Below are 23198 nucleotides of genomic sequence, written 5' to 3' on the forward strand. Positions count from 1 at the left end.
CTACAATAAAAGAAAACTATCAACTGTTGGGGTGGAAAAATGGAAATTCAAGTAGAAGAAGCTGTTGTAAAACTCATTTTGCATGGCGGAAACACACGCAAAGAAGCATATAAAGCTATTGATTATGCAGAAAAATATCAATTCGATGAAGCCGATAAACATTTACAAATCGCGCAAGATCAATTCCAAGAAGGCCATATTTGGCAAACAAAATTAGTATCCATTCGTGACTCAGAAACAGTGGCACATCCTTCGTTTTTACTTATTCACGGGCAAGATCACTTAATGACCGCACAAGCAGAATTGCAACTCGCTAAGAGAATTATTGAACAATATAGACGTCAACAACACTTAGAAGAACGACTTACTAAACTTGAAAATCAAGCATGAGATGTAGCTGGGAATAAGAAATAATTCTCACTCGTTAGTATATTCGGGCGTACAAATAACATATCTTCGGTTTCAATAATATGTGCTGCATCAATGTATTTGCTTTTTTCCGGTGTGAAAAGAAGATGAATTGTTTCGATTTTTTTGATAGGTAGATAACTTAGAACTTCCACCACATCTAGTTTTTTCGTACTAAGTATATCTAGCACATATAAATCAGCATCTTCTTGCTCCATCAGTACAATTACATCTAATTCGTCTATATAATAAAGCTCATTTTTCAACGCAATCAATACATAAAACATCAACAAATCTTCACTTTCTCGAACATCTAGAATCTTAGAAAGTGGCGTTCTTTCGGATACAATACGACTTATTAGCTGAAAATCCGTTTTATTACCGGGATTCAGCTTTTTTAAATTACTAGCTTTTCTTTTCAAACTGCAAGCATCTACAGTAAAACTGCTTTCCTCCACACGCTCAAATCCAAATTTCGGGTAAAAATCCAGTACCGTATCATTCCCAAATAGATAAAGAAAATCATACTGGTCTTCGTATTTTGCTATGACATGCTCTAATAATTTTTTAGCAAGTCCTTGCCCCCGATAATCCGGATGCGTCATTACTGTCCCAATTTGCAAGGCGCGGTAATCTTCCCCTTGGTAAATTAGATTCATCTTATTGATAGAGACATTCGCAATCACCTTATTATCATCAATATAAGAATAACAAACATACTTATCATTCCAAAAGCCGTCACTGTACCATTCTTCAAAATTAATATCAAATGTACTTTCAGCAAGCTTATTAAAACTATCACGATACATTTTATTATCTTTATAATCACTTATCATTTCATAATTCATCGTTCTAATCCTCTATTCCTTCGTATAAAAATAACAGGTACAACGCGAAACACGTCCTACCTGCTCATTTTTATTTAATTTAACGTATTCCAAGCGCTATTTTTGCATAGCGTGACATACGATCTTTAGTCCAAGGTGGATTCCAAACAAGATTTACATTTGTATCCTTCACTTCTGGAATATCACTAAGCGCCATCTGTACTTGCTCAGTCAAAATACCAGCAAGCGGACAACCCATTGTTGTAAGCGTCATTGATACTGTGCAAAGTCCGTCATCATCTAATTCAACATCGTATACAAGCCCAATATTCACAATATCAATTCCAAGTTCTGGATCGATAACTTGTTCTAGTGCGCCCATTAGATTTTCTTTCAGTTGCTCATCCATGAAGCATATGCCTCCTTTTTGCCATTTTGTACATTTATTGTATCATATATGAGAATGATTTTCATTATAAGAATTTCTCGAAAAAGCTGACTCCTTGTAGCATCCCTTCAACAGAAACTTTGTGTTTCGCATTATCGTCAATGATAAATTGCACATTATCTGCCAAGCTTTCTTCTACTAGTGTTTGGTATAATTTTTCACTGTACGCAAAAGGTACCACATCATCTTTTTTGCCATGCCAAAGTAACAATGGTCGGTTGTTTATTTTGGTGATATTTTGAGTTAAATCATATTTTTGTAGCGCTAAAATCCGTTCATCCACATCAAACGGAAATGTTAACCCTTGCGCCAACGCATATTTGGATAACTCTTTAGCAAAATCAACATAATAGGCACTTCCCATTAAACTAACAGCTACTTTAATATTTTCATATAGCCCAAGAAGACCAAGCGAAGTAATAGCTCCCATGGAAACTCCGCCAACACCGATACGATTCGCATCTGTTTTCCCAGCTTTAATTAGCTCATCTGTAATCAACGGGAACTCCGTAATATTTGTTTCAATCACATCCCAAAAAAATGTAGCTTGATCTTCCGGATTTGCTCCTTGTAGGCGCTCGCCATGCAACTTCGCATCTGGCAAAATCACGCGGAAGCCTCGTTGCGCAAGTAAATAACCATAATGTAAATATAATTCTTTTTGAGAAGTAAAGCCATGATAAAAGATAATCGTTGGTAACATTTTATCTGCATTTTCACTATTACTAATATGTAAAACTGGTATTCCCGCAATTTGTTCATTTTCCACTTGAATCATTGTGAAGCCTCATTTCTATTGGGTTTATTAAGCTATTGTAAAGGTCGGAATCATTTACAAAATGGTGATAAACGTCTATCATTAATGTGTGCCCTTATTTTAGCATGAAGGGCAGCTTTGAACCAAACATATGAATTAAAGGAGCAAACTATGTCTAAAAAATTAATCGTACTAGACCTTGATGGGACAACACTTAGAGATGATTTAACTATCTCTTCGCATACAAAAAGCACTTTAGAAAAGGCGCGCATGGCCGGTCATGAAGTAATGATTGCGACTGGACGCCCATATCGAATTAGTGGTTCTTACTATCATGAACTCGGATTAACCACACCAATCGTAAATTTCAATGGTGCCGTGTATCATCATCCTAGACTTACTACATTTGCGGAAGGCTATCACCATGCCATTGATTTACAAGTTGTTCACGAGTTACTTGATTTTTCCAACGGCTTTTCATTAGATAATATCGCAGCAGAAGTACAAGATAATGTCTTCTTAAAAGAACGAAACAATAGCGTTCCCGAAACATTCCATTTAGGTACTGAAAATATTGTATTCGGAAACATCCGTGATGCTATTAAGTCAGATGCTACTTCATTATTATTTTTCGGAAAAATGGACCAACTTGATTTAATTAGTAAACACTTGGATGAGTCTCTTTCTGGTGTTATTTCTCACCATACATGGGGTGCATCTGCCTGGCCAGCTGTAGAAATTATTAAATTCGGTATTCATAAAGCCATCGGCGTTCAAGCCGCTGCTAAAACACTTGGTTTTGACCGTAAAGATATCATTGCATTTGGCGATGAAACGAATGATTTACAAATGCTTGATTATGCCGGCGTTGGTGTTGCTATGGGAAATGCCGCTGAATCCGTGAAAAATGTTGCCAACGTAGTAACAACATCTAATCAAGACGATGGTATCGCAGTCTATTTGGAAGAAAACTTAAACTTATAATAAAAAGCTGCAAGTAATGTCTTACAAAAGTTAGGAATGCTAATTTTTGATTCAAGAGCCATTACTTTGCAGCTTTTTTACATCATTTTATTTTTATACATCGCCATTGCTAATTTTTGATCTGCTTCTGAACGAAAATCACCGAATACGCTTGAGGTCTCCATGACATTAATAAATGCTTTAGAGTCAAATTCTCCCACAATGTGCGTAATATCATATAGTTCATAACGCGTAATCACCATAATAAGCATTGCTACATCTTCCTTTGAATAGCCTCCCATTGCATCAACAACCGTAATTCCGCGCACCATATTTTCATGGATTGCTTTAATTACTGTTTCGGAATGTTGCGTCATAATCATCACTGTCAATTTCTGATGTCTTGTATGAATAATATCGATGACTCTGCTTTGAACGTATAAAGAAATGAGCGTATATAGCGCAAATGTCCAATCATATGCAAAGCCCGCTACAATAATAATAACTCCATTTAGAAGCAAGAAGTATTTCCCGAAAGAACGTCCTGTTTTAATAGTGATATACATTGCGACTATATCTAGTCCGCCAGTAGAGATACCGAATTTCAAAGCCAGACCAATCCCTACAGATGCAATTAATGCACCAAAAATGGCATTAAGCAAAATATCATTAGATACTTGTACCTCTGGAATAACAATTAAGAAAAAGGACATAAAAGCAACTGTCAAAAAGCTGAAAACAGTAAATGATTTCCCAACTTTTAACCAACCTAAAATTGCCACTGGAATATTTAATAACAGAACGAGCAGCCCTGTTGAAATAGAAATATTCATTGAATCACGTAACATGTCTGAACCTAGTTGTGCAACCCCATTTAATCCAGCTGCATAAACTTGTGCTGGTATTAAAAAGAAGTTCATGCCTATTGCATTTAAAAGTGCTGCTATTATTGCAATGGCGGTTTTTTTAGCATACTCTTTATATACTATTTTTGAACTCATTTTCTTCTCTCCTTTTTTGGCCCTAACATAACATACCAACTTTCCAGAGAAAAGAGAAGTCTTTTTCATTATTTTTTTGATTTTTAATTAAATAATGGATAGCCGCCTGATAAATAGAAGCCTAACGAGATGGTAATCACTACTACAATTACAAAAATCATCAAAAACATTCCTGTTGGTTTTTGTTGTTTTCTATAACTAAGTAGCATCTCCACAACACCAATTACAATGAGTCCCATCAGAATTTTAAATATCGCCAGAATCCAACTTTGCTCTATGCTGTATTTGACCATCATAATTCCACTCAAAATAACAAGTATATAAAAAACTCGATTAATCATTTGTAACATTGTAAAGCTTTTTGTCGATTTCGAATAAATGAGTAGAGCTGTAACCGTTAGTACAACAATAGCCACCCATGAAATCAAATGAATATAACCCCACATAATACATCCCTCTTTCTTATTAAGATTTTTTCACTTTGTTAATCAGTGTCCCAATTTTATCAATAGTAATTTCGATAATGTCCCCATTCTGTAGAAAAGTTGGTGGTGTCATTCCATTTCCCACACCGCTTGGAGTCCCTGTAGCAATTATATCTCCCGGAAGCAGCGTATGCCCTTTGGATAAATCTGAAATAATTCTCGCTAAGTTAAATATAAATTTATCGGTAGAGTCAGACTGTCTTACTTCGCCATTAACCTTGGTTTCAATGTGGAAAACAAGCTCTTTGTTCGCGTTATTTTCCAATACGAATGGACCAATCGGACAACTTGCATCAAGACTTTTCCCTAAATAAAATTGTTTATGTTTTTTCTGAAGATCGCGAGCTGTAATATCATTTAAAATAGTAAATCCAAAGATGGCAGATAAAGCCTCTTGTTCAGATACGTCTCTTACTTTCTCCCCTATAATAACAGCAAGTTCTCCCTCATAATCTAATTGGCTCGTTATATTTTGATGTAGCTCAATATTGCCATTATGTGGTAATAGACTATTAGCACTCTTTGTAAATACAAGAATGTGCTCTGGAACGTCTTCCTTGCTTCCCATCTCTAGCACATGATTATAATAGTTTTTTCCAATTGCAATAATGTTATTTGGCGGAACAAAAGGTACTTGAATTTCTACTTCGGCTAAATCGATATGCCCGTCAATTCCTGTTAATTCTGGAACAAACGGTTTTTCTTTAATAAAATCTAAAAGAGTAGCTGGCGGATTCGAAAAAACTGTTCCAGCAGGGATGATTTTATTGTCAGGTGTTAAAATACCATAAGCCAAATCCCCTTCATACAGATAACTCAACCATTTCATTTAAAGACCTTCCTTTGTGTTTATTTGGCATATATGTTGTCCATCGAAGAAATATAAATAAGCTGCAGCGACTTCTTTACCGCTAATCGCTTGAATCGCTTCTGCATAAAGCTTGATTTGAATATGATATCGTTCTTTCATTACTTTTTCAGCAGCGTTCCAATCAGCATATCTTCCTTCTATTTTGTCTGTTTTATAATCAATTAAAGTAATCGTTTCTTCCTCTTCTATCATGCTATCCACAACACCTTGAATAAGTACTCGTTCGTCTAAATCAACGTTTTCATACAACTCTGACACAGGAAGCAAATAACTAAATGGCACTTCGCGTTTTACTAAATCTTTTTTCTGAAGCATTGTTTTCCCTAATGGAGATTCAAAGAAATCTAATATTTGTTTAATGTTAATTGCTTTAATTTGCACTTCTGTTAAGATATCTTTTTCTTGCATCATTTGTAAAAGTTGTTCCAAATCTTCCTTTGTAGGTTTATAATCTAACGAAACTGCTTGCATAAGAGTATGCATTGCCGTACCAATTTCTGTTGCAGAGAGTTTATTTTTTTGTAAGAATTTGGGTCTATCTAGTGATACTTTTTGGAATTCTTTTAACAGGGTAGTATCACTCCAGCTATCTTGCAAAGAAAATTGCCGCTTAAGCTCTGTGACGGACTGTTTAGCACGTATTTCAGTTGCCGCTTCATTTTGGTACTCATACTCCATATATCGCTGAATTTCGTCCTTATATGGACTTTGAACAGGCACTGGCTGATGTTCTTTTATATTCTCCAACCACTTATCTGATTCTGTCTTTTCTATGTCATTAGCTAGAAACATTTCTTTTGTTTTTATTTCAATTTGTAGTTTCATCTCTGTTGAAAGTGTTTGAATCATTTCTTCACACAACAATTCTTTAAAAGCAGGATGTCTAATCGTTGCGTTTCCTATCCAATCCAAATAGCATTTCGCTTTCGCTCTTGTGGATGCAGGTAGAATAGTTTCTTTTTCTTTTGCAACTTGCAACCAGTTTTTGCTTGTTTTTTCAAAATCAGGTACCGTTGCTACTAAAATTAACTTTTCTTCTGCACGAGTAAGCGCAACATACAAAACACGCATCTCTTCTGCAATCATTTCACGAGATTTTTTTTGCTTTATTGCCTGCTGCATTATCGTTGGGTAAACAATCATTTTCTCAACATCTCGGTAATTAGATGCAAAACCATAATCTTTATCTAACAATGTTTTGCTATAAATATCCCGCATATTAAACTTTCTACTTAGCCCAGAAACAATAACTACAGGAAATTCCAACCCTTTGCTCGCATGGATTGTCATCATGCGAACAACATCTTCTTTTTCACCAAGTGTTTTTGCGGTCCCTAGGTCATCACCTCGAACTTCTAATCGTTCAACAAAACGGATAAAACGGAACAGACCACGGAAAGATGTTTTTTCATATTGGTTAGCGCGGTCGTATAATGCTCGTAAATTAGCTTGGCGTTGTTTGCCACCTGGTAAGCCACCCACAAATTCATAAAAATTAGTTTCTTGATAGATTTGCCATATCAATGACGTTAAATTTTCTCGAATGGACAATTCACGCCAATTGTTTAATTGTTGAACAAAGTTACTAATTTTATTCGCTGTTTCCGAAACGGTTATGTCTTTATAAGCTAACAAAGCGTCATAAAAATACCCTTTCTTCTTGGCCATACGAACTTGCCCCAACTCTTCTTCATTTAGGCCAATTATTGGTGAACGTAAAACAGCAGCAAGTGGAATATCTTGGTAAGGATTATCTACTACTTTCATAAGCGCAATCATTGTAGCTACTTCTGTTGTTTCAAAATAACCTGAGTTATTATTCGCATAAAAAGGGATATCTTGAATTTTCATTGCTTCTTCCATGTCCGGAGCGCTCGTCATCGCCCTTGATAAAATAACGATATCTCTGTATTGAATAGGCCTATTTTGTTTGAGTTTTTTATCATAAATAGGAAACTTATCGTCTATCATTTCTCTGATTTTCATGGCAATCGCGCGTGATTCTACTTGATTTTTTTGTAATTCTTGAGGCGATAATTCATCTTCTATTTCTGTATCTTCAGACTTCATATCAATTAGTAAAAGCTCCGTCGCCATCGCGTTTGTTTCAGGAAAATTTGCACCTAAAGTCAATTCTGCGGCGGTATCATAATCAATTTCAGCAATGTGTTTATCCATCAATTGATGAAATATAAAGTTGGTAGCATCTAAAACTTCTTTCCTACTCCTAAAATTCTGCGATAAATCAATGCGTATCCCATTTCCACTGCCATCTTGTTGGAATGCTTGATACTTCGTCATAAATAGCGTTGGCTCTGCTAAACGAAAGCGATAGATAGATTGTTTCACATCTCCAACCATGAATAGATTCCCCTGCGCTTCACTGGGGTTCGTTATAAGGCGTAGAATAGTTTCTTGCACCATATTGGTATCTTGATACTCATCGATTAATACTTCTTTAAATTGTTTTTGATAATTTTGAGCAACTTCTGAAGCTTTATTCTCATTCAATAAAATCTTTAATGCTAAGTGTTCTAAATCGTTAAAGTCTAATACTCCTCTTTGTTGTTTTTCTTCAAAGAAATTTGTAGCAAATTTTTTGACTAATTCGCTCAAAGTTTGGATATCTGGCTTCATTTTTTCTAAGTCAGATAAGTAATTTACTTCTTCTCTCGAAAACCAGTCAGTTACGATATTTTTCATTTCTTTTTTAGCCGCATCTCGAAATTTCTTCGTTTCTTCCACATATATCTCATCATAATCACTTTTGTTTTTAAGTGTCGGAATACGCTTGAAATCTATGTTTTCAATAGATGTTTTCAGGTGTGTCCAGCTACTCCAGTTCAACTCTGACAATGCTTGAATTTGGGATAAGTCATTTTCTAGAGTAGCTAAATAAGGTGCTGGACCACTAGTTTCATTTGCATAATCTATTGCGTTTAATAAATAGTTTTTAGCTTGATTAATTCTTAATTCAATATCTTCTTTAATAATTGGAAAATAAGGTAACTCTACAATCGAAGTAATCTTTTCTGTATTATAAAAGTTCACCATTGCTTCTAACCAAGCGTTTGGGTCTGGGTTGGCTCTTGAAAAATCATATAGTTTAGATATTAATGCGTTCAATTCTGCATCTGAACGATCTCCTGTAAAAGATTCTACCAAATGAAAAAAAGGTTCATTATTTTCGATACTATATTCTTGTTCTAGCAAACTTTCTAAAACCTCATCGCGAATCATGCTGCTTTCGATTGGCTCGATTAAGCGAAAACTTGGGTCAATATCTGCCTCAAAATAGTATTTTCGAATAATTTCTAAACAAAAGGAATGGAGGGTTGAAATAGAAGCATAGTTAAGTAATGCCACTTGTCTTTTCAGATGGGCTGAATCTGGATTTTGTCCCAGAGCTTCTTCCAGTCCTTTGCCTATTCTAAACTTCATTTCAGCAGCTGAAGCATTCGTGAAAGTTACAATTAGTAACTCATCTACATTTAGGTTTGTTGACTCATCTATTAACTTTTCAATGATTCTAGTGACCAGGACAGCTGTTTTCCCAGAGCCAGCAGCAGCAGCTACAAGTATATTATTGCCTTTAGCCTGGATAGCTTTCCATTGGTCGTCTGTCCATAATGATCCATCTGGTTTTGACGGTATATTTAAACTCATGCTACTGCGTCCCTCCTTCCATATCCATTTTTGTTAAAATTGTTTCTGCTTTTTCATTAGCTAAATGTCTATATTGATTACTTGTTAAGGATGGATCAAATCTACAAAATGAACGGAAACCGCAAAATTGGCAAGGCGTTCTTTCTTTTAGTTTATATGGATTAATTGAAACTGCTCCATCAAGTATTTTATTTCCAGCTTCTTGGTATTTATGACGGACAAATTGTCGCATTTTATCAAATTCTGCTCTTGTTGCAGTTCTGGATCTCGCACTCAACTCTCCATTTTGTTTTATTTCTGCTGGAATAATAGTAGATGTTTTTCCTTTTTCAAGCGTCATATCCATTAATGACACAGCTACGGGATCAGATAAAATCAATCCCTTCATTTTGGAACTTTTTTGTAATTCTTTGGCGATAGCCTCATCACTTAATTCTTTCTCTGCATGTACATATTGATTATGCATATGGAAATAAAGTACTCCAGCTGGTTCTGCCGTTTTGCCAATCATTTTTTGTGCATTAGTTACTACAATATCCAGATACGTAAGCATTTGAAGTGCTAAACCATAATAGACTTCTGTGAGCGCCAAATCATGCGAACTTGATTTATAATCTATAATGCGTAGGAATGTTCGATCATCTTGTTCTGCCATGTCAATTCTATCAATTCGCCCTTGTAAAAGAAGTTCACTATCTGATTGTAGAGGGATTTTTAATGGTGGAATATCTCCTTTCAACCCAAAATCAACTTCTAATCCAACAGGACGAAACGCACTACTTTTGGCTTGTTCATTTAAAACGGTTGTTGCCCTCGTTATAATTTGGAGCAATTTGTACTGAATATATTCCATTCGTTTAGAGCTAAGCAAAATTTCATGCTGGATTTTAGGAGCTAGAAATGTCATTGCAAGTTTCGCCATTTGCTTACATTCATCTTCTGTTAAATTGCCCCAATCCAGATTATTTCTTTTTAGTTCTGCTGAGATCCATTCCATTGCTCCATGGAAAATCTCTCCCATATCAACAGCTTGCAACTGAAAATGCCCTCGCTCTTCTAATTTTAAGCCATATTGAGCATAATGTTGGAACTCACAACTGAAAAATTTCTCCATTCTTGAAACACTTGCATGAATGGTTTCTCCAAATAAATTTTTGGCAGTTGTTTCTTGCAATGGTTTTGTTTTATTTTCATAATATAGACTTGATAACACTTGCTTAGCTATTATTGACTCTTTTTCATTTTCAAAATAACTATTGTAGGCATCCCACCATACACTAGAAAGCGTGTAACCTCGTTTATACATTTGTAATTGCGTTGTCAATAAGCCTAATGTTGCTTGCTTAGAGCGAATGTAACTACTTTGTTCAGCATCACTTAATAGGCTTGGGTCTGTTAAATAAACTGATTCTTTTAGTTCTTTAAACTGTCCTTTTATCTTCCTTAAATAATTGGATTCGCTTAATAGTTTTCCTTCTTCATCAGCGGCAGGATAACTAAGAAATAATTTGTCACTAGGGAGACTTATTATTTTATATGCTAATAAGTCTTCTTCACCAATATTATTTTTTGCTGATGGTTTCAATTTACTGTCTTCAGCACGCAATGCATCTCTATCCTGATCTGAAAAAATCCCTTTATCCTTTTGACGTAGCGGCATAACCCCGTCATTCATTCCAATAGCAAAAATCACTTTCATATCCAGCAATTTCGCATTCTCCATATCAGATAAAACTACTTGGTCTAAAGAAGGTGGTAGAAGCGAAAATTCAAGAGCATCCAGACCCGTTCCAATAATTTCAGTAAAACTATCTAAGTCTAATGTTTCTTCTCCTAAAACTTCTACAAATTCATCCAAAAGTGCGGAAATAGAACTCCATGCTTGTTCATGTTCTCGCGCAAGTTCTAAATAGCCTTGCTCTTCTGCCCTTTGTCTCCATGACTCTAAGCGTTCTACAGCATTTACTTGCTCCAAATAATGATAAAGAGCTAGAGCAAACTCCATCCCTGTTTTTGCTTTCCTTAGATTTAATTCTAAAGTAGAAAGTGGATTCACTATATGACTCCTCATCTCATTAATGATAGATTGCATATGAATCTCCTCATCTGTTTGCGGTAGCACATTAGTGGATAGTCCACGGATTTTCCGGTACATCCAGTCCCCTTCTTTTTCCCACTTCCATTTATTTTGAATACCATTTTCTAATACATAGTTTTCCAGAATATCCGCTTTACGTCGGTTAAGGCTTGATTTTTCGGTAATATCAAAGAAAAACTCCGTCTTAACTGCTTGAAAGATTGGTTCGTACTTCCAGTTAAATAGAATAGCATCTAAGCTAGAACGAATAAACTCGATAAACGGATGTTTAGCCATAGCCCTCTTTTTATCAATAAAAATAGGAATATTATATGCTTCCATCACTGTTTCACATAAAACGTCATAATCTCCAAGATTTCTTGTCAAAATAGCTATATCACGGTATCTGTACCCATTTAATGCTAGTTGACGAATTTCACGAGCAATCCCTTCTATTTCTGCGCGTCTGTTATTCGCTTGATGGATTTTTAAATTTTGAGGTTCGTTTTTGAAAGGCATAAATTTGTTATGACCCCAAGTATCAGCTAAAAAGGCTAGTGATTCAGTTTTTGCTCGCTTATTCTCTAAGAAAAACTTGTTTTCCTCGACTTGAGTGCCATTTACTTTGGCCAACTCTAATAGAGCATAATACGCTTCTGTACTTGCTTTAAACATACTGTACTCCTCTAGTCCGTGCTGGATTTCAGGAACATTAAGCGTTAAAGAAACCGTTACTTTATCACATTTCCGCATTAATTCTCCAATGACCGTCAGCTCTTGTTTTGAGAAAGAAGTAAAACCATCAATGACGATTTCAGTCTGATTTAAATAATCACTGTCAGCAATTTTTTCCGAAAGTAATCTCAAATAATCTTCATTTTCGAGGAATTTATCTGCTAATAATTCCTCATACTTTTGATAAATTAGCGAGATATCATGCACTTTATTATTCACACTTGTAGACAGATTCGTAGCGCTTTGAATCATGTCTTCTATAGAAACCTCTTCTTGTTTCATTTCTTTAAATAAATTCGCTAACTCTGAATAAAAACCCTTTCTAGAAGTAGCTCTTGAAAATATTTTTAATTTATCTTTTTGATCAAGAGCTGCTTTTCTGATAACCATTTCTATACCCGTCTGACTTAAGAAAGTTTTAGATAAACCACCAGTTTCTTGAAGAATTTTCCAAGCTAAACGGCTAAAACTAAATATTTGTGTCCCAAGCATACCTGCTAAATTTTCCTTATTTAAAAAGCTTGTCTCCATCTGAAATGTCATTTGATCTGGGACAATAAAGATATATGTTTTAGAGTTTTTTTTGATTTTCTCTCCGACCTCATCCATTAAATGAGTTGTTTTACCTGTTCCTGATCTACCTGCAATTATTTGAAGTGTCATACTCTCACCACCGAACGTATGTTTTTATTTAGTTTACCATATTTGAGCAATCTGTCCAGAACTTTTTTCAAGGCATTTTTTGCTTGAAAATTTATAAAACAGCTCAAAAAAACTAAGATAGCTCTTACTATCTTAGTTTTTCATATATTCTACTCAAAAGCTAGCATTTCCTGTTGAATTTTATTCATTTTTTCTGTGAGTTGCATAAATTGTGCTTTGTTCCTATTATCGAGAGCTTTATCAATTTCAGCTCTAAGTTGTTCTAATTTTCTCTCTTCTAGGAGCATCGTCAGGAAGCATTCGATAAAAACGTTTGTTAATTCTTTTTCACCCTTAAGGACACCCACCTGATTCATCAACGAATTAGAAAAATCACGCATTTCCACGACTACCACTCCTCCACTCATATTTATTACAATCTAAAAAAATTGTAATATGCCAAGAAAAAACAGAAAACAGCTTGAAAATACAACTTTACTAATATCTAATGACTTGCAATTTACCATGTGCTATAATGACAAAAAATAACTCTTAACTAACTTCGATGCTTAGTCGTTACTTAGAATTTTTGCTTATGAGGCAATAACTCTAGGTTTCTTCTTAGACATAAATACAAACATAGAGGAGTTGGATGAAATGAAAAAAGAACAAATTAGTACTCAGTTTTATGAAGTAAACCCGCACACAATGATTATTTTCCCAAAAAAATCTGGAAGTATAGTCTATTCAGAAATTTATGAAGTTGATTCTCATTATACTTCTAAATTTACCCCGTTTGAGTTAATTAAAACCAGCTGCAACTTTTTCGGATCAAGCTATGAGGGACGCAAAGAGGGAACCAAACATTTAATTGGTGTCACCCATAAGCCGCCTATCATAATCGATCCAGTCACTTCCACTTATGTATTTCCAACTGTAGCACCAAGTTCAACTGATTGTATTTGGATTTTCCCACAACATATTAAAGATTATCAAGCAATCGGATTTAACCACACTTTAATTACATTTTCTAATATGGAAACCTTTGAAATTGATATGTCTTTAGCGTCTTTTAATAACCAGATTGCTAGAACCTCCATGTTACATATGAAATTTTCTCAAAAAATGCGTATGATGGAGAGTAATTTTCCTTCGATGAATATGTTCTTCCCGCCAACTACACTTGCTGCTGAACCTAGACGTTATTACAATACTATGCTTCCAAATAATGAAGATTCTAAAGACCCTCAAGATTCTGAGTAGTAATTAAAACTAAATAAAAGCCAGCTACGCAATGGGTAGCTGGCTCTTATTTAAAATTATTTTTTATTCTCAATCGCATCAGCAATTCGTTTTAACATCAATAACTCATCTTCTGAGTATGTATAAGGTAGTTCTAAATACCATTTCTCAAGTTCAGGATTCCCAATTAAAGGAAAGGCGTTTACTGAATTCTTTTCTCGCAATCCAGCTACATCATCTAATAAGAAATCTGTTGTCGTTCCAAGAATCTCTGCTAATTTAGCCAGAATAAAAATTGGCGGTCGGTGGTTATCATTTTCATATTTGCTTATCGTGGATGCAGTTGTCCCAATTTTCGCAGCCAATTGCTTTTGCGTTAACCTATTTTTCTTTCGTAAATGAATTAATTTTTCTCCAAATTCCAATACGCCCACCTCGCTTCACTTCCAGTATAGCAATTTTTCCGAAAGAATTCGAGAGATTACTAAAAAGAAATCGTCTTTTTAGTTTCAAAAGACGACTTCCCTATTTTATACAGTTGGTTTCTTACGAAGAACACCAATTAATGCGGCACTTATTAATGTCCCTATAATAATTGCAAAGATATAGAACCATGGTTGCGATACAAGGAAGATAACGAAAACTCCTCCGTGAGGTGCTAATACTTTAATATTTAAGAACATGACGATTGCACCTGTGATAGCACTTCCAGCAATGAAACTTGGAATCATCCGAAGTGGATCAGCTGCTGCGAATGGTATCGCTCCTTCTGTGATGAATGAAGCACCTAGAATGGAGTTAGTTAAACCTGCATCACGTTCTTGAGCTGTAAATTTATTTCTAAAAATAAGAGTTGCTACAAATGTTGCCAGTGGTGGTACCATACCAGCGGCCATTGTCGCCGCCATGATTGCACTACCGCCTGTTGCTACACTTGCCGCAAGGGTACCAGTTGCAAATATATAGGCAGCTTTATTAATCGGCCCACCTAAATCGGCTGCCATCATTGCTCCTAACAGCAATCCTAGAATAACTGCGTTTGTTCCACTTAAACTATTTAAGAAATCATTTAACCACGTATTAAGAGCGCTCATTGGTACATTTAATAGCAACATTAAAAGTCCAACAATTAACACAGATAAAACCGGATAGAATAAAACTACTTTAATCCCATCTAATGTTTTTGGTAACTTTTTAAGTGCTAGTTTTACTAATTCAACTGCATAACCTGCAAGGAAACCACCGACTAGCGCGCCAAGGAATCCTGCACCACCAACAGAAGCCACTCCACCTGCTACAAAACCTGCTACAAGTCCTGGTCTGTCCGATATACTATAGGCAATGTAACCCGCAAATACTGGAAGCATAAAGCCAAATGCAACATCACCAATTTGTTTTAATAGTGCTGGGATTTCGTTATATGAACCTAGCTTTGCAAGTTGATCCTGAGGCACACCTAACATTTGATCAAGCATAAATGCAATAGCGATGGCAATACCTCCACCAATTACAAATGGTAACATGTGAGAAACACCGCTCATAAGATGCTTATAAATTTGTTGACCGATAGAAAGGCCATCCGCACTTTCTGTTGCTTGACTGCCTTCCTCAGCTTTATAAACTGGTGCATTGCCTGAAATTGCTTCATTAATTAACTCTTCAGGTTTATGGATTCCTGCTGCAACTGGTTTCGCAATTAAATGCTTCCCATCAAAACGAGGCATGTCTACTTGTACGTCAGCTGCAATAATAACGCCATCAGCTTCAGCAATTTCTTTATCTGTTAAACGATTTTCCACGCCTCTAGAACCATTAGTTTCTACTTTGATTCGCACACCTAATTTATTGGCAGTTTCTTGTAATTTTTCTGCAGCCATATAAGTATGGGCAATCCCTGTTGGGCATGCTGTAACTGCTACAACTGATTTACCAGTGTTATTAGAAGCGGTTGGGGTAACAGCTGTTTCTTCTGAGTCTTCTTGTTCATTGTTGAAAAGATTGATTACTTCGTCTGGTGTTTTAGCATTTCTTAAAGATTGAACAAAAGCGGGATGAACTAACAATCTAGACAAAGCTGCTAAAGTTTCTAAATGAGTTGCATTAGCACCATCTGGAGCAGCAATCATAAAGAATAAGTGTGCAGGTTGACCATCTAGAGCTTCATAATCTAATCCTTTCTCACTCTTAGCAAAAACAACAGTGGGTTCATTGACTGCTTTTGTTTTCGCGTGAGGCATTGCGATTCCTTCACCTACACCAGTAGAACTTTGTGCTTCACGATTCATTATAGCTTCTTTAAAGAGCACCTCATCATTAATTTTCCCATTGCGCTTCAATGAAGCAATCATTTCATCAATGGCAGTTTCTTTAGTTGTTGCTTGTAAAGACATAATCATAACATCTTTGCTTAATAAGTCAGTGATTCTCATTTTAGTTCCTCCCTGTTATTTTAGTAATATTCACTTGTGGTAACAGTTTATCTATTAGTTCTTTTTGGGCTAAGTCTGTTGAGAATGCAGTTGCTCCGCCTGTTGCAACCCCTGCCGCGAATGCTTTCACAGGATCTCTCGATTTATCAAAAGTACCAACAAAGCCCGCAATCATTGAGTCACCAGCACCTACGGAATTTTTTAGCTCTCCTTTTAATGCATCAGCGAAATAGACATCTTCTCCTGTAAATAAAAGAGCTCCCTCACCCGCCATAGATACGATGACATGTTGCGCCCCTAATTCTAAGCATTTTTTTCCGTATGGAATAAGTTCTTCTACACTATTTAACTCGACACCGAATAGTTCCGCTAACTCATGGTGATTCGGTTTAATTAGAATAGGACGATTTGGTAAGGCATCCAGTAGTTCTTTACCAGTTGTATCAATCATAAATTCAGCATTTTTTTCTTTGCAAATCCGAATTATTTTATTGTAAAAATCGTTTCCAAGTGATGGGGGAACACTACCAGATAAAATAACTATATCGTCAGCAGTTACTTTATCCATCACTTTCAAAAATTCATTGATTTCCTTTTCAGAAATAGCTGGCCCGAGACCATTAATTTCTGTTTCTTCTCCGTGTTTTAGTTTGATATTAATACGAGTATCATCTTTCACTGTTACAAAGCCAGTTTTCACACCTTCGTTTTGTAGCCAGTCTTTGATAAAATTGCCTGTAAATCCACCTAAAAAACCTGTAGCGAGACTTGGTACATTTAATTGATTTAAAACTCTGCTGACATTAATTCCTTTGCCACCAGGTAATTTATAATCTTGCTTCATGCGATTAAGGCCGCCAAGATTTAATTGGTCGATTTGTACAATATAATCAATTGATGGGTTTAAAGTAATTGTATAAATCATTTTTCTACCTCGATTATTTTAGTTTTTTGGATAAAGGATTCTTTTACTGCAGAAGGAATATAATCTGTCACAATAGTTGCTTCTTCTATTGAAAACATTTTTGAAAAATTCACTTCATTGAATTTTGTATGGTCCGCTACAACAAAAACGCGATCAGCACGTTCTTTTGCAGCACGTTTTACAAATGCCTCTTCCATATCAGGTGTTGTGTAGCCATGCTCCGGATGCATTGCGTTGGTACCAATGAAAGCTTTATCAAAATGATAGTTTTGAATGTTATCTAAGGCAACTGCACCAATAATTGCTTTTGTATGCACTTTCATTTTACCGCCTAAAAGATAAGCATCTATATTTTGACGAACAAGCTCTTCAATATGGGTTAATCCATTTGTCACTACGGTGATGTTTCGATTTGCTAGGTGAGTGATTAATTCTAATGTTGTGGATCCTGCATCTAAATAGATACAATCATTTTCTTCCACTAAGCTTGCACAATATGCAGCAATTACTTTTTTACTTTGAATGTTTTTGAATGATTTTTCATTCATACTTGGTTCTTGATTATGAAGTTTTACAAGTTTCGCCCCGCCGTGTACGCGTTGAATTAATCCTTGTTCTTCTAATTCGATTAAATCACGGCGAATGGTTGACTCTGAGGTAGCAAGACCTTCTACTAATTCTTGCAATTTAATCACACCAAGTTTCTCAATACTCTCCATAATAAGTTGTTTACGCTCTGCATTTAACATTATTACTCCTCCATCCAAAGTCAGTTTAACATCTTTTTCTTTCAAAATCAACCGTTTTCATTCAAAAACAATCATTAATTATCAAATTCATTCATATTATACCATGTATCACGCCAAAATCATTCACAATTAATCATTCAACGTTTTTCTTATACAGTTCTAATTATTAGCAGTATACTTGATTAGAAGATAAAGTTCTTTTTAGGAGGAGTTATTTATGCATACAGAATTAACATTTGAGCAATTAGAAAGTTATTCAAAGAAATGGCGTGAAAATCCAGATAAATTGGTATTTCAAGCTAGTATTATGAAAAATGGGATTAAAGCAGCCACTGAGAATCCAGCAGCAAAAGTTAGCATTCAACCTGTCTTTTCCCATGAAGTTGCGACAGATAAAGTTTCCAATCAACAACAAAGTGGAAGATGTTGGATGTTTGCAGCATTAAATACGTTTCGCCATAAGTTGAACGGAACGCTTGGTTTGAAGGATTTTGAGTTATCACAGAATTATACTAATTTTTGGGACAAACTTGAGAAAGCAAATTATTTTTTAGAGAATATTATCGAAACGGCGAATGAAGAGGAGGATAGTCGATTAGTTTCGTGGTTGCTTGATACACCGCAGCAAGATGGTGGTCAGTGGGATATGTTAGTTTCCATTATCGAAAAATATGGGGTGGTTCCAAAGTCGACTATGCCTGAAACTTTCCAAAGTAGTAAGTCTGCTGAGTTAAACCACATATTAAATGAAAGACTTCGTACGGATGCGGTTATTTTGAGAAATGCTATTGCTGAGAAGAAAGATACTGCAGACTTGAAAGAGGAAATGCTTGCTGAGGTCTATCAACTCTTGGTTATGACTCTAGGCGAACCACCTAAAGTATTTGATTTTGAGTATCGAAATAAAGATAATGAATTTAAACAAGATTTGCAAATTACACCGAAAGATTTTTATAAACGCTATGTAGATATGGATTTGAAAGATTATATTCCACTTATTAATGCGCCAACCAAAGATAAACCTTTTAACCAAGCTTTTACAGTGGAATATTTAGGCAACATTGTAAATGGAACACCTATTAAATATTTGAATGTAGAAATGGATGTCTTGAAAAAAGCTGCCGCTGATCAGATTAAAGACGGGGAAACAGTTTGGTTTGGATGTGATGTTGGACAACTTTCAGAACGGAATACCGGTATTATGGATACGGATATTTTCTTGCTTAATCAGACTTTTGGCTTTAAAACTGCGATGACTAAAGCGGAACGCCTGGATTATAAACACAGTATGCTTACACATGCGATGGTATTAACTGGAGTGAACATTGCTAATGGAGAAGTAAATCGCTGGAAAGTGGAAAATAGTTGGGGAGAAAAAATTGGTAATAATGGTTATTTTGTTGCTAGTGATGCTTGGATGGATGAGTTTACATTCCAAGTAGTGGTGCATAAAAAATATCTATCTAAGGAATTAATTGAATCCTTTAACCAAAAGCCAATTGTGTTAAAACCTTGGGATCCAATGGGTTCGCTCGCACTTTAAAATGCGAATTCTGAAATGATTTTTATCCCATTCATCTGAAAAAGAGCTGCTGCTACGCCGGTACCATCTTTTATTTTCCCTGAGAAGGTACCGTCGTAAATAGCACAGCTACCACAAGATGGACTTTTTTCCTTCATGATTATTTGCGTAATACCGAGTTCTTTCATTTTAATTAGAGTAAGTCTCGCTCCGTTTTTATATTCTTCTGTTACATCTGTTCCTTTGTTATCAATGACTTTTGCATGTCCTAACCAGACATCTTTACCATCACCACCTATTATTTCTGCTGGATTTCTTGGTGTAGGAAGTCCGCCGATAACTTCTGGACAAAAAGGAATCGCTTCTCCGTTTTCTACCATTTGTTTTATTTTAGTTATTTCTTTATCTTTCCCGTCATATCTACAGGCAATTCCGGCTAGGCAAGCACTTACTGCAATCATTTTATTTTCCTCCTTTATATTCACATTTATTTTAACATAAAAAAAGCTGCCCCCAACTTATAGGCGACAGCTCTGAGATTATTAGATACTTTGGTATGCTACGGCGATTTGCGTACCGATTAAAGCATTGTGTTTTACAAGCTCGATATTTGCTTCGAGGCTCTTACCATCTGTTAGTTCTTTTACTTTACCAAGTAGGAATGGTGTAACGTCTTTCCCGTGAATGTGATTTTCTTCTGCTTCTTTAAGAGCGGTTTGGATGACATCATTAATTACTTTTTCATCCATAGCGAATTCTTCTGGGATTGGGTTAGTAATTACTGCGCCACCTTCGATTTGAAGATCCCATTTTGCTTTAAGTGATTCTGCGATAACTTCTGGAGCATCTGCTCGTAATGTTAATTCTACATCGCTTGAACGAGTGTAAAATGCAGGAAGTACGTCTGTTTGATAGCCAATTACTGGAACGCCTTTTGTTTCTAGATATTCCATTGTTAAGTTTAGGTCTAGGATTGATTTAGCTCCGGCGCAAACAACAGCAACATTTGTTTTCGCTAATTCTTCTAAGTCAGCTGAAACGTCCATTGTTGTTTCGGCACCACGGTGAACACCACCGATTCCGCCAGTTACGAAGATGCCGATTTCTGCTAATTCAGCACAAATCATGGTTGCTGCTACAGTTGTCGCTCCAAGTTGTTTTGTTGCAATAAGGTAGCCGATATCACGACGAGAAACTTTTGCTACATTGCTGCTTTTAGCGAATAGTTCTAATTCTTCATCAGAAAGACCGATTTTAATTTTTCCGTCGATTAATGCGATCGTTGCTGGTACTGCACCGTTGTCGCGAATAATTTGTTCTACATCACGTGCCATTTCAACATTTTGCGGGTAAGGCATACCGTGAGAGATAATAGTAGATTCTAGCGCAACAATTGCTTTTCCTTCTGCTTTTGCTTGTTTTACTTCTTCGGATAATGATAGATAATTTTTCATTTGAATTCCTCCAAGTCTTTTTGTAGTTGGGATGTCGATAAATTTTGGCGAACGGTATACTCAGATTCCAGTGTTCGCGCAGCATTTACACTCCCTGCTTTTAAAATTTCTTGCAATGCTTTTCCTTCTAGCCATGCGTAGATAACCGCGGAGCAAAATGCATCTCCCGCTCCTGTCACGTCGACAATATTTTCAATTACAATTGCTGGTTCAAAAATAGTGCCTTCAGCTTTGTTTGCTGCTACTGCGCCTTTGCTGCCATTTGTAACAATGACATTTTTCACGCCTAAATCTAGCCATTTTTGCGCAGCTAAACGCCAGTCTTCATCGCTTTCAATCGTCATATCAAGGTGCGTTTCTGATTCGTCTCGGTTGCATATTAGCCAAGTCACGTGATCCAAGCGTTCTGGTAAATGCGACATTTTTGGTGAAGACACGGGAACAAGTACTAAGGGGATTGAATTGATTTCGGCAAAACTCCCAAGATATTCTAGCGTTTCTTTCGGACAGTTTAAATCAGCGATGATTGCGCTCGCCTGACTTAGCAAGCCTTCATTTTTCGCGAGTACGTCCGGAGTCAAGTGATCGTATGCATCCATGTCCGCTAGCGCAACGAGTAAATCTCCATTGTTTTCGAGTACCGCTGTATAAGAACCTGTTGCGATGCTTGGGAATGCTGTGACGTAATCTAAATTCATATATGTATTACTAGCATTTTTGACAGCTTCCCAGTCGGAGTCTGTTCCACAAGCCGTGAGTAATATTACTTCTTTTCCAAGGCGTCCTAGGTTTTCGCCTACGTTTCTAGCAACTCCACCGGCGCTTTGTGTTGAGCGTACTGGGTTTGATGTGGCTAGTTGGGCCTTGTCTTTAATGTAAAACTTCCGATCGACGTTGGCTCCACCTATACAAACAATTTGTTTCGCTTCATTTAATATATAGGCTTTTCCTAAAATGCGACCTTTCTTAATAAGGCCAGATATAAGGTTTGCGACTGTCGGTCTTGATAAATCAAGTATATCAGCAAGTTCTTGTTGAGAAATGTAAGGATTTTTACGGATGGAATTGAAAATTATCTCTTCCTTTTCGTTCATTTTCGCTTTATTATTCTCCACGATATAATGCACCTCCATTCCAAACTTTTGTTTTATTTTCAAACACATGTTTATTATATATGTAAATGCTTTCTTTTGCAAATTAAAAAACGAAAATCCTCTTCTTTTTAGAGTGAGAATTTTCGTTTCAAATTATTTATTTTGAAGGATAGCTAGTTCTGTTTCGGTTAATGGGCGGTATTCACCGAGTTCAAGAGACTCATCTAATGGCAGATTCCCCATCGAAATTCGTTTTAAATAGCTGACTGTTTTCCCGCGAGCAGCAAACATTCTTTTTACTTGATGGAATTTCCCTTCTTGGATAGTTACTTTTATTTCATTTGGGTTGATAATTTCTAGTCGTGCGGGTTTGCAGGTGTAGCCATCATCAAGTGTGATTCCGTCTGCAAAAGCTGTGACATCTTCTGCCACAACGTCTCCATCAATTTTAGCATAATAGGTTTTATCAATATGCTTTTTTGGTGATAGCAAATTGTGCGCGAGTGTACCGTCGTTAGTTATAATTAGCAAACCTTCTGTATCTTTGTCTAAACGACCAACAGGAAATGGATTAGTTAACGTATCTTCTTGTGCGAGCAAGTCAATGACAGTTTCTGATACATTATCTTCCGTTGCGCTCACCACATTTTGCGGTTTATGGAGCATAAAATAAACGAATTCTTGGTAAACGACTGGTGTTCCATGGACGGTTACTTGGTCTTTATCAGGGTTTACTTGTGTTTTGCTATCTTTTTGGATAGTGCCATTCACGACAACTGCCCCAGATTTGAGTAATGGTTTCACTTCTTTACGGCTCCCGAAACCTGTATGGGACAATAATTTATCTAAGCGCATGGTTTAGCTCCTTTTTTCTTTTATTGTAACAAAAAAACGAAGCTTCCT

The 23198-nt window shown here is 36.1% G+C and carries 20 protein-coding genes and 1 pseudogene; 4 read left to right on the forward strand and 17 right to left on the reverse strand.

Annotated elements, in window-relative coordinates:
- The first annotated feature begins 39 nt into the window (after nucleotides 1-39).
- Nucleotides 40-390 carry a PTS sugar transporter subunit IIA gene (locus HRK21_RS03165; protein ID WP_003739609.1) on the forward strand — a complete coding sequence of 117 codons (351 nt, stop codon included), beginning with the start codon at nucleotides 40-42 and terminating at the stop codon, nucleotides 388-390.
- Here the strand turns inward: HRK21_RS03165 and HRK21_RS03170 are convergent.
- The 3 genes from HRK21_RS03170 to yjfP all read right to left on the reverse strand — a co-directional run bounded on the left by HRK21_RS03170 (nucleotide 381) and on the right by yjfP (nucleotide 2461).
- A complete protein-coding gene (locus HRK21_RS03170; protein WP_070005821.1) occupies nucleotides 381-1256 on the reverse strand; it encodes a GNAT family N-acetyltransferase in 876 nt (291 codons plus the stop codon). The two genes, HRK21_RS03165 and HRK21_RS03170, sit on opposite strands and share 10 nt — an antisense overlap.
- A 79-nt stretch (nucleotides 1257-1335) precedes the next feature.
- A complete protein-coding gene (locus HRK21_RS03175; RefSeq protein ID WP_003720638.1) occupies nucleotides 1336-1644 on the reverse strand; it encodes a metal-sulfur cluster assembly factor in 309 nt (102 codons plus the stop codon).
- A 64-nt stretch (nucleotides 1645-1708) separates the two neighbouring features.
- On the reverse strand, nucleotides 1709-2461 hold the full coding sequence (yjfP, locus tag HRK21_RS03180) for an esterase (protein WP_003729958.1): 753 nt from the start codon (nucleotides 2459-2461) through the stop codon (nucleotides 1709-1711).
- Between the two features lie 117 nt (nucleotides 2462-2578).
- On the opposite strand from yjfP, the gene HRK21_RS03185 reads away from it, so the two are divergent.
- On the forward strand, nucleotides 2579-3424 hold the full coding sequence (locus HRK21_RS03185; protein ID WP_077905690.1) for a Cof-type HAD-IIB family hydrolase: 846 nt from the start codon (nucleotides 2579-2581) through the stop codon (nucleotides 3422-3424).
- 77 nt (nucleotides 3425-3501) lie between these two features.
- Here the strand turns inward: HRK21_RS03185 and HRK21_RS03190 are convergent, their stop codons facing one another.
- The 6 genes and pseudogenes from HRK21_RS03190 to HRK21_RS03215 form a co-directional block, all read right to left on the reverse strand.
- The gene (locus HRK21_RS03190; protein WP_003723662.1) at nucleotides 3502-4404 is read right to left on the reverse strand and encodes a YitT family protein; all 903 of its coding nucleotides are present in this window, start codon (nucleotides 4402-4404) and stop codon (nucleotides 3502-3504) included.
- Nucleotides 4405-4487: 83 nt separating this feature from the next.
- The gene (locus tag HRK21_RS03195) at nucleotides 4488-4850 is read right to left on the reverse strand and encodes a YisL family protein (protein WP_069887778.1); all 363 of its coding nucleotides are present in this window, start codon (nucleotides 4848-4850) and stop codon (nucleotides 4488-4490) included.
- Between the two features lie 19 nt (nucleotides 4851-4869).
- The gene (locus HRK21_RS03200) at nucleotides 4870-5718 is read right to left on the reverse strand and encodes a fumarylacetoacetate hydrolase family protein (protein WP_069887777.1); all 849 of its coding nucleotides are present in this window, start codon (nucleotides 5716-5718) and stop codon (nucleotides 4870-4872) included.
- A complete protein-coding gene (gene addA, locus HRK21_RS03205; protein ID WP_070005820.1) occupies nucleotides 5719-9426 on the reverse strand; it encodes a helicase-exonuclease AddAB subunit AddA in 3708 nt (1235 codons plus the stop codon).
- A 1-nt stretch (nucleotide 9427) separates the two neighbouring features.
- Complete coding sequence (addB, locus tag HRK21_RS03210; protein ID WP_070005819.1) at nucleotides 9428-12901, reverse strand: helicase-exonuclease AddAB subunit AddB; 3474 nt, start codon at nucleotides 12899-12901, stop codon at nucleotides 9428-9430.
- Between the two features lie 149 nt (nucleotides 12902-13050).
- Nucleotides 13051-13407: pseudogene (locus tag HRK21_RS03215) on the reverse strand (IDEAL domain-containing protein).
- Between the two features lie 130 nt (nucleotides 13408-13537).
- Between HRK21_RS03215 and HRK21_RS03220 the strand changes: the two are divergent.
- Entirely contained in the window at nucleotides 13538-14143 is a 606-nt protein-coding gene (locus HRK21_RS03220) for a competence protein ComK (RefSeq protein ID WP_070005818.1), read from the forward strand.
- A gap of 56 nt (nucleotides 14144-14199) precedes the next feature.
- On the opposite strand, the gene HRK21_RS03225 is transcribed toward HRK21_RS03220, so the two are convergent.
- The 4 genes from HRK21_RS03225 to HRK21_RS03240 form a co-directional block, all read right to left on the reverse strand.
- Nucleotides 14200-14547 carry a helix-turn-helix domain-containing protein gene (locus tag HRK21_RS03225; RefSeq protein WP_003739618.1) on the reverse strand — a complete coding sequence of 116 codons (348 nt, stop codon included), beginning with the start codon at nucleotides 14545-14547 and terminating at the stop codon, nucleotides 14200-14202.
- Nucleotides 14548-14652: 105 nt separating this feature from the next.
- The gene (locus HRK21_RS03230) at nucleotides 14653-16551 is read right to left on the reverse strand and encodes a PTS fructose transporter subunit IIABC (RefSeq protein WP_070005817.1); all 1899 of its coding nucleotides are present in this window, start codon (nucleotides 16549-16551) and stop codon (nucleotides 14653-14655) included.
- 1 nt (nucleotide 16552) lies between these two features.
- Nucleotides 16553-17476 (reverse strand): 1-phosphofructokinase, encoded by a 924-nt coding sequence (gene pfkB / locus HRK21_RS03235; protein WP_003739620.1) that lies wholly within the window; start codon nucleotides 17474-17476, stop codon nucleotides 16553-16555.
- Nucleotides 17473-18225, reverse strand: a complete 753-nt coding sequence (locus tag HRK21_RS03240; protein WP_003727734.1) for a DeoR/GlpR family DNA-binding transcription regulator — start codon at nucleotides 18223-18225, stop codon at nucleotides 17473-17475. The genes pfkB and HRK21_RS03240 overlap by 4 nt, the downstream gene beginning before the upstream one ends.
- A 217-nt stretch (nucleotides 18226-18442) precedes the next feature.
- On the opposite strand from HRK21_RS03240, the gene pepC reads away from it, so the two are divergent.
- Nucleotides 18443-19768 (forward strand): aminopeptidase C, encoded by a 1326-nt coding sequence (gene pepC, locus HRK21_RS03245; RefSeq protein WP_070005816.1) that lies wholly within the window; start codon nucleotides 18443-18445, stop codon nucleotides 19766-19768.
- On the opposite strand, the gene HRK21_RS03250 is transcribed toward pepC, so the two are convergent.
- From HRK21_RS03250 to HRK21_RS03265, 4 genes are all read right to left on the reverse strand, one after another.
- Nucleotides 19765-20208: a 2-thiouracil desulfurase family protein gene (locus HRK21_RS03250; RefSeq protein WP_070005815.1), complete on the reverse strand. Its 444-nt coding sequence runs from the start codon at nucleotides 20206-20208 to the stop codon at nucleotides 19765-19767. The genes pepC and HRK21_RS03250 overlap by 4 nt on opposite strands.
- A gap of 81 nt (nucleotides 20209-20289) precedes the next feature.
- Nucleotides 20290-21201, reverse strand: a complete 912-nt coding sequence (locus HRK21_RS03255) for a pseudouridine-5'-phosphate glycosidase (protein WP_070005814.1) — start codon at nucleotides 21199-21201, stop codon at nucleotides 20290-20292.
- Entirely contained in the window at nucleotides 21198-22316 is a 1119-nt protein-coding gene (locus HRK21_RS03260) for a carbohydrate kinase (protein WP_003739623.1), read from the reverse strand. The genes HRK21_RS03255 and HRK21_RS03260 overlap by 4 nt, the downstream gene beginning before the upstream one ends.
- A gap of 132 nt (nucleotides 22317-22448) precedes the next feature.
- Nucleotides 22449-23150, reverse strand: coding sequence for a pseudouridine synthase (locus HRK21_RS03265; RefSeq protein WP_003739624.1), 702 nt, complete (start codon nucleotides 23148-23150; stop codon nucleotides 22449-22451).
- Between the last annotated feature and the right edge of the window lie 48 nt (nucleotides 23151-23198).

The sequence above is a fragment of the Listeria monocytogenes genome (assembly GCF_013282665.1).
In the GTDB taxonomy this organism is placed as follows: Bacteria; Bacillota; Bacilli; order Lactobacillales; family Listeriaceae; genus Listeria; species Listeria monocytogenes_C.

Excerpts from the sequence above, each read along its gene's own strand:
- HRK21_RS03165 (WP_003739609.1), top strand. The coding sequence starts at position 40 with ATGGAAATTCAAGTAGAAGAAGCTGTTGTAAAACTCATTTTGCATGGC.
- HRK21_RS03170 (WP_070005821.1), bottom strand. The coding sequence starts at position 1,256 with ATGAATTATGAAATGATAAGTGATTATAAAGATAATAAAATGTATCGT.
- HRK21_RS03175 (WP_003720638.1), bottom strand. The coding sequence starts at position 1,644 with ATGGATGAGCAACTGAAAGAAAATCTAATGGGCGCACTAGAACAAGTT.
- yjfP (WP_003729958.1), bottom strand. The coding sequence starts at position 2,461 with ATGATTCAAGTGGAAAATGAACAAATTGCGGGAATACCAGTTTTACAT.
- HRK21_RS03190 (WP_003723662.1), bottom strand. The coding sequence starts at position 4,404 with ATGAGTTCAAAAATAGTATATAAAGAGTATGCTAAAAAAACCGCCATT.
- HRK21_RS03195 (WP_069887778.1), bottom strand. The coding sequence starts at position 4,850 with ATGTGGGGTTATATTCATTTGATTTCATGGGTGGCTATTGTTGTACTA.
- HRK21_RS03200 (WP_069887777.1), bottom strand. The coding sequence starts at position 5,718 with ATGAAATGGTTGAGTTATCTGTATGAAGGGGATTTGGCTTATGGTATT.
- addA (WP_070005820.1), bottom strand. The coding sequence starts at position 9,426 with ATGAGTTTAAATATACCGTCAAAACCAGATGGATCATTATGGACAGAC.
- addB (WP_070005819.1), bottom strand. The coding sequence starts at position 12,901 with ATGACACTTCAAATAATTGCAGGTAGATCAGGAACAGGTAAAACAACT.
- HRK21_RS03220 (WP_070005818.1), top strand. The coding sequence starts at position 13,538 with ATGAAAAAAGAACAAATTAGTACTCAGTTTTATGAAGTAAACCCGCAC.
- HRK21_RS03230 (WP_070005817.1), bottom strand. The coding sequence starts at position 16,551 with ATGAGAATCACTGACTTATTAAGCAAAGATGTTATGATTATGTCTTTA.
- pfkB (WP_003739620.1), bottom strand. The coding sequence starts at position 17,476 with ATGATTTATACAATTACTTTAAACCCATCAATTGATTATATTGTACAA.
- HRK21_RS03240 (WP_003727734.1), bottom strand. The coding sequence starts at position 18,225 with ATGTTAAATGCAGAGCGTAAACAACTTATTATGGAGAGTATTGAGAAA.
- pepC (WP_070005816.1), top strand. The coding sequence starts at position 18,443 with ATGCATACAGAATTAACATTTGAGCAATTAGAAAGTTATTCAAAGAAA.
- HRK21_RS03250 (WP_070005815.1), bottom strand. The coding sequence starts at position 20,208 with ATGATTGCAGTAAGTGCTTGCCTAGCCGGAATTGCCTGTAGATATGAC.
- HRK21_RS03255 (WP_070005814.1), bottom strand. The coding sequence starts at position 21,201 with ATGAAAAATTATCTATCATTATCCGAAGAAGTAAAACAAGCAAAAGCA.
- HRK21_RS03265 (WP_003739624.1), bottom strand. The coding sequence starts at position 23,150 with ATGCGCTTAGATAAATTATTGTCCCATACAGGTTTCGGGAGCCGTAAA.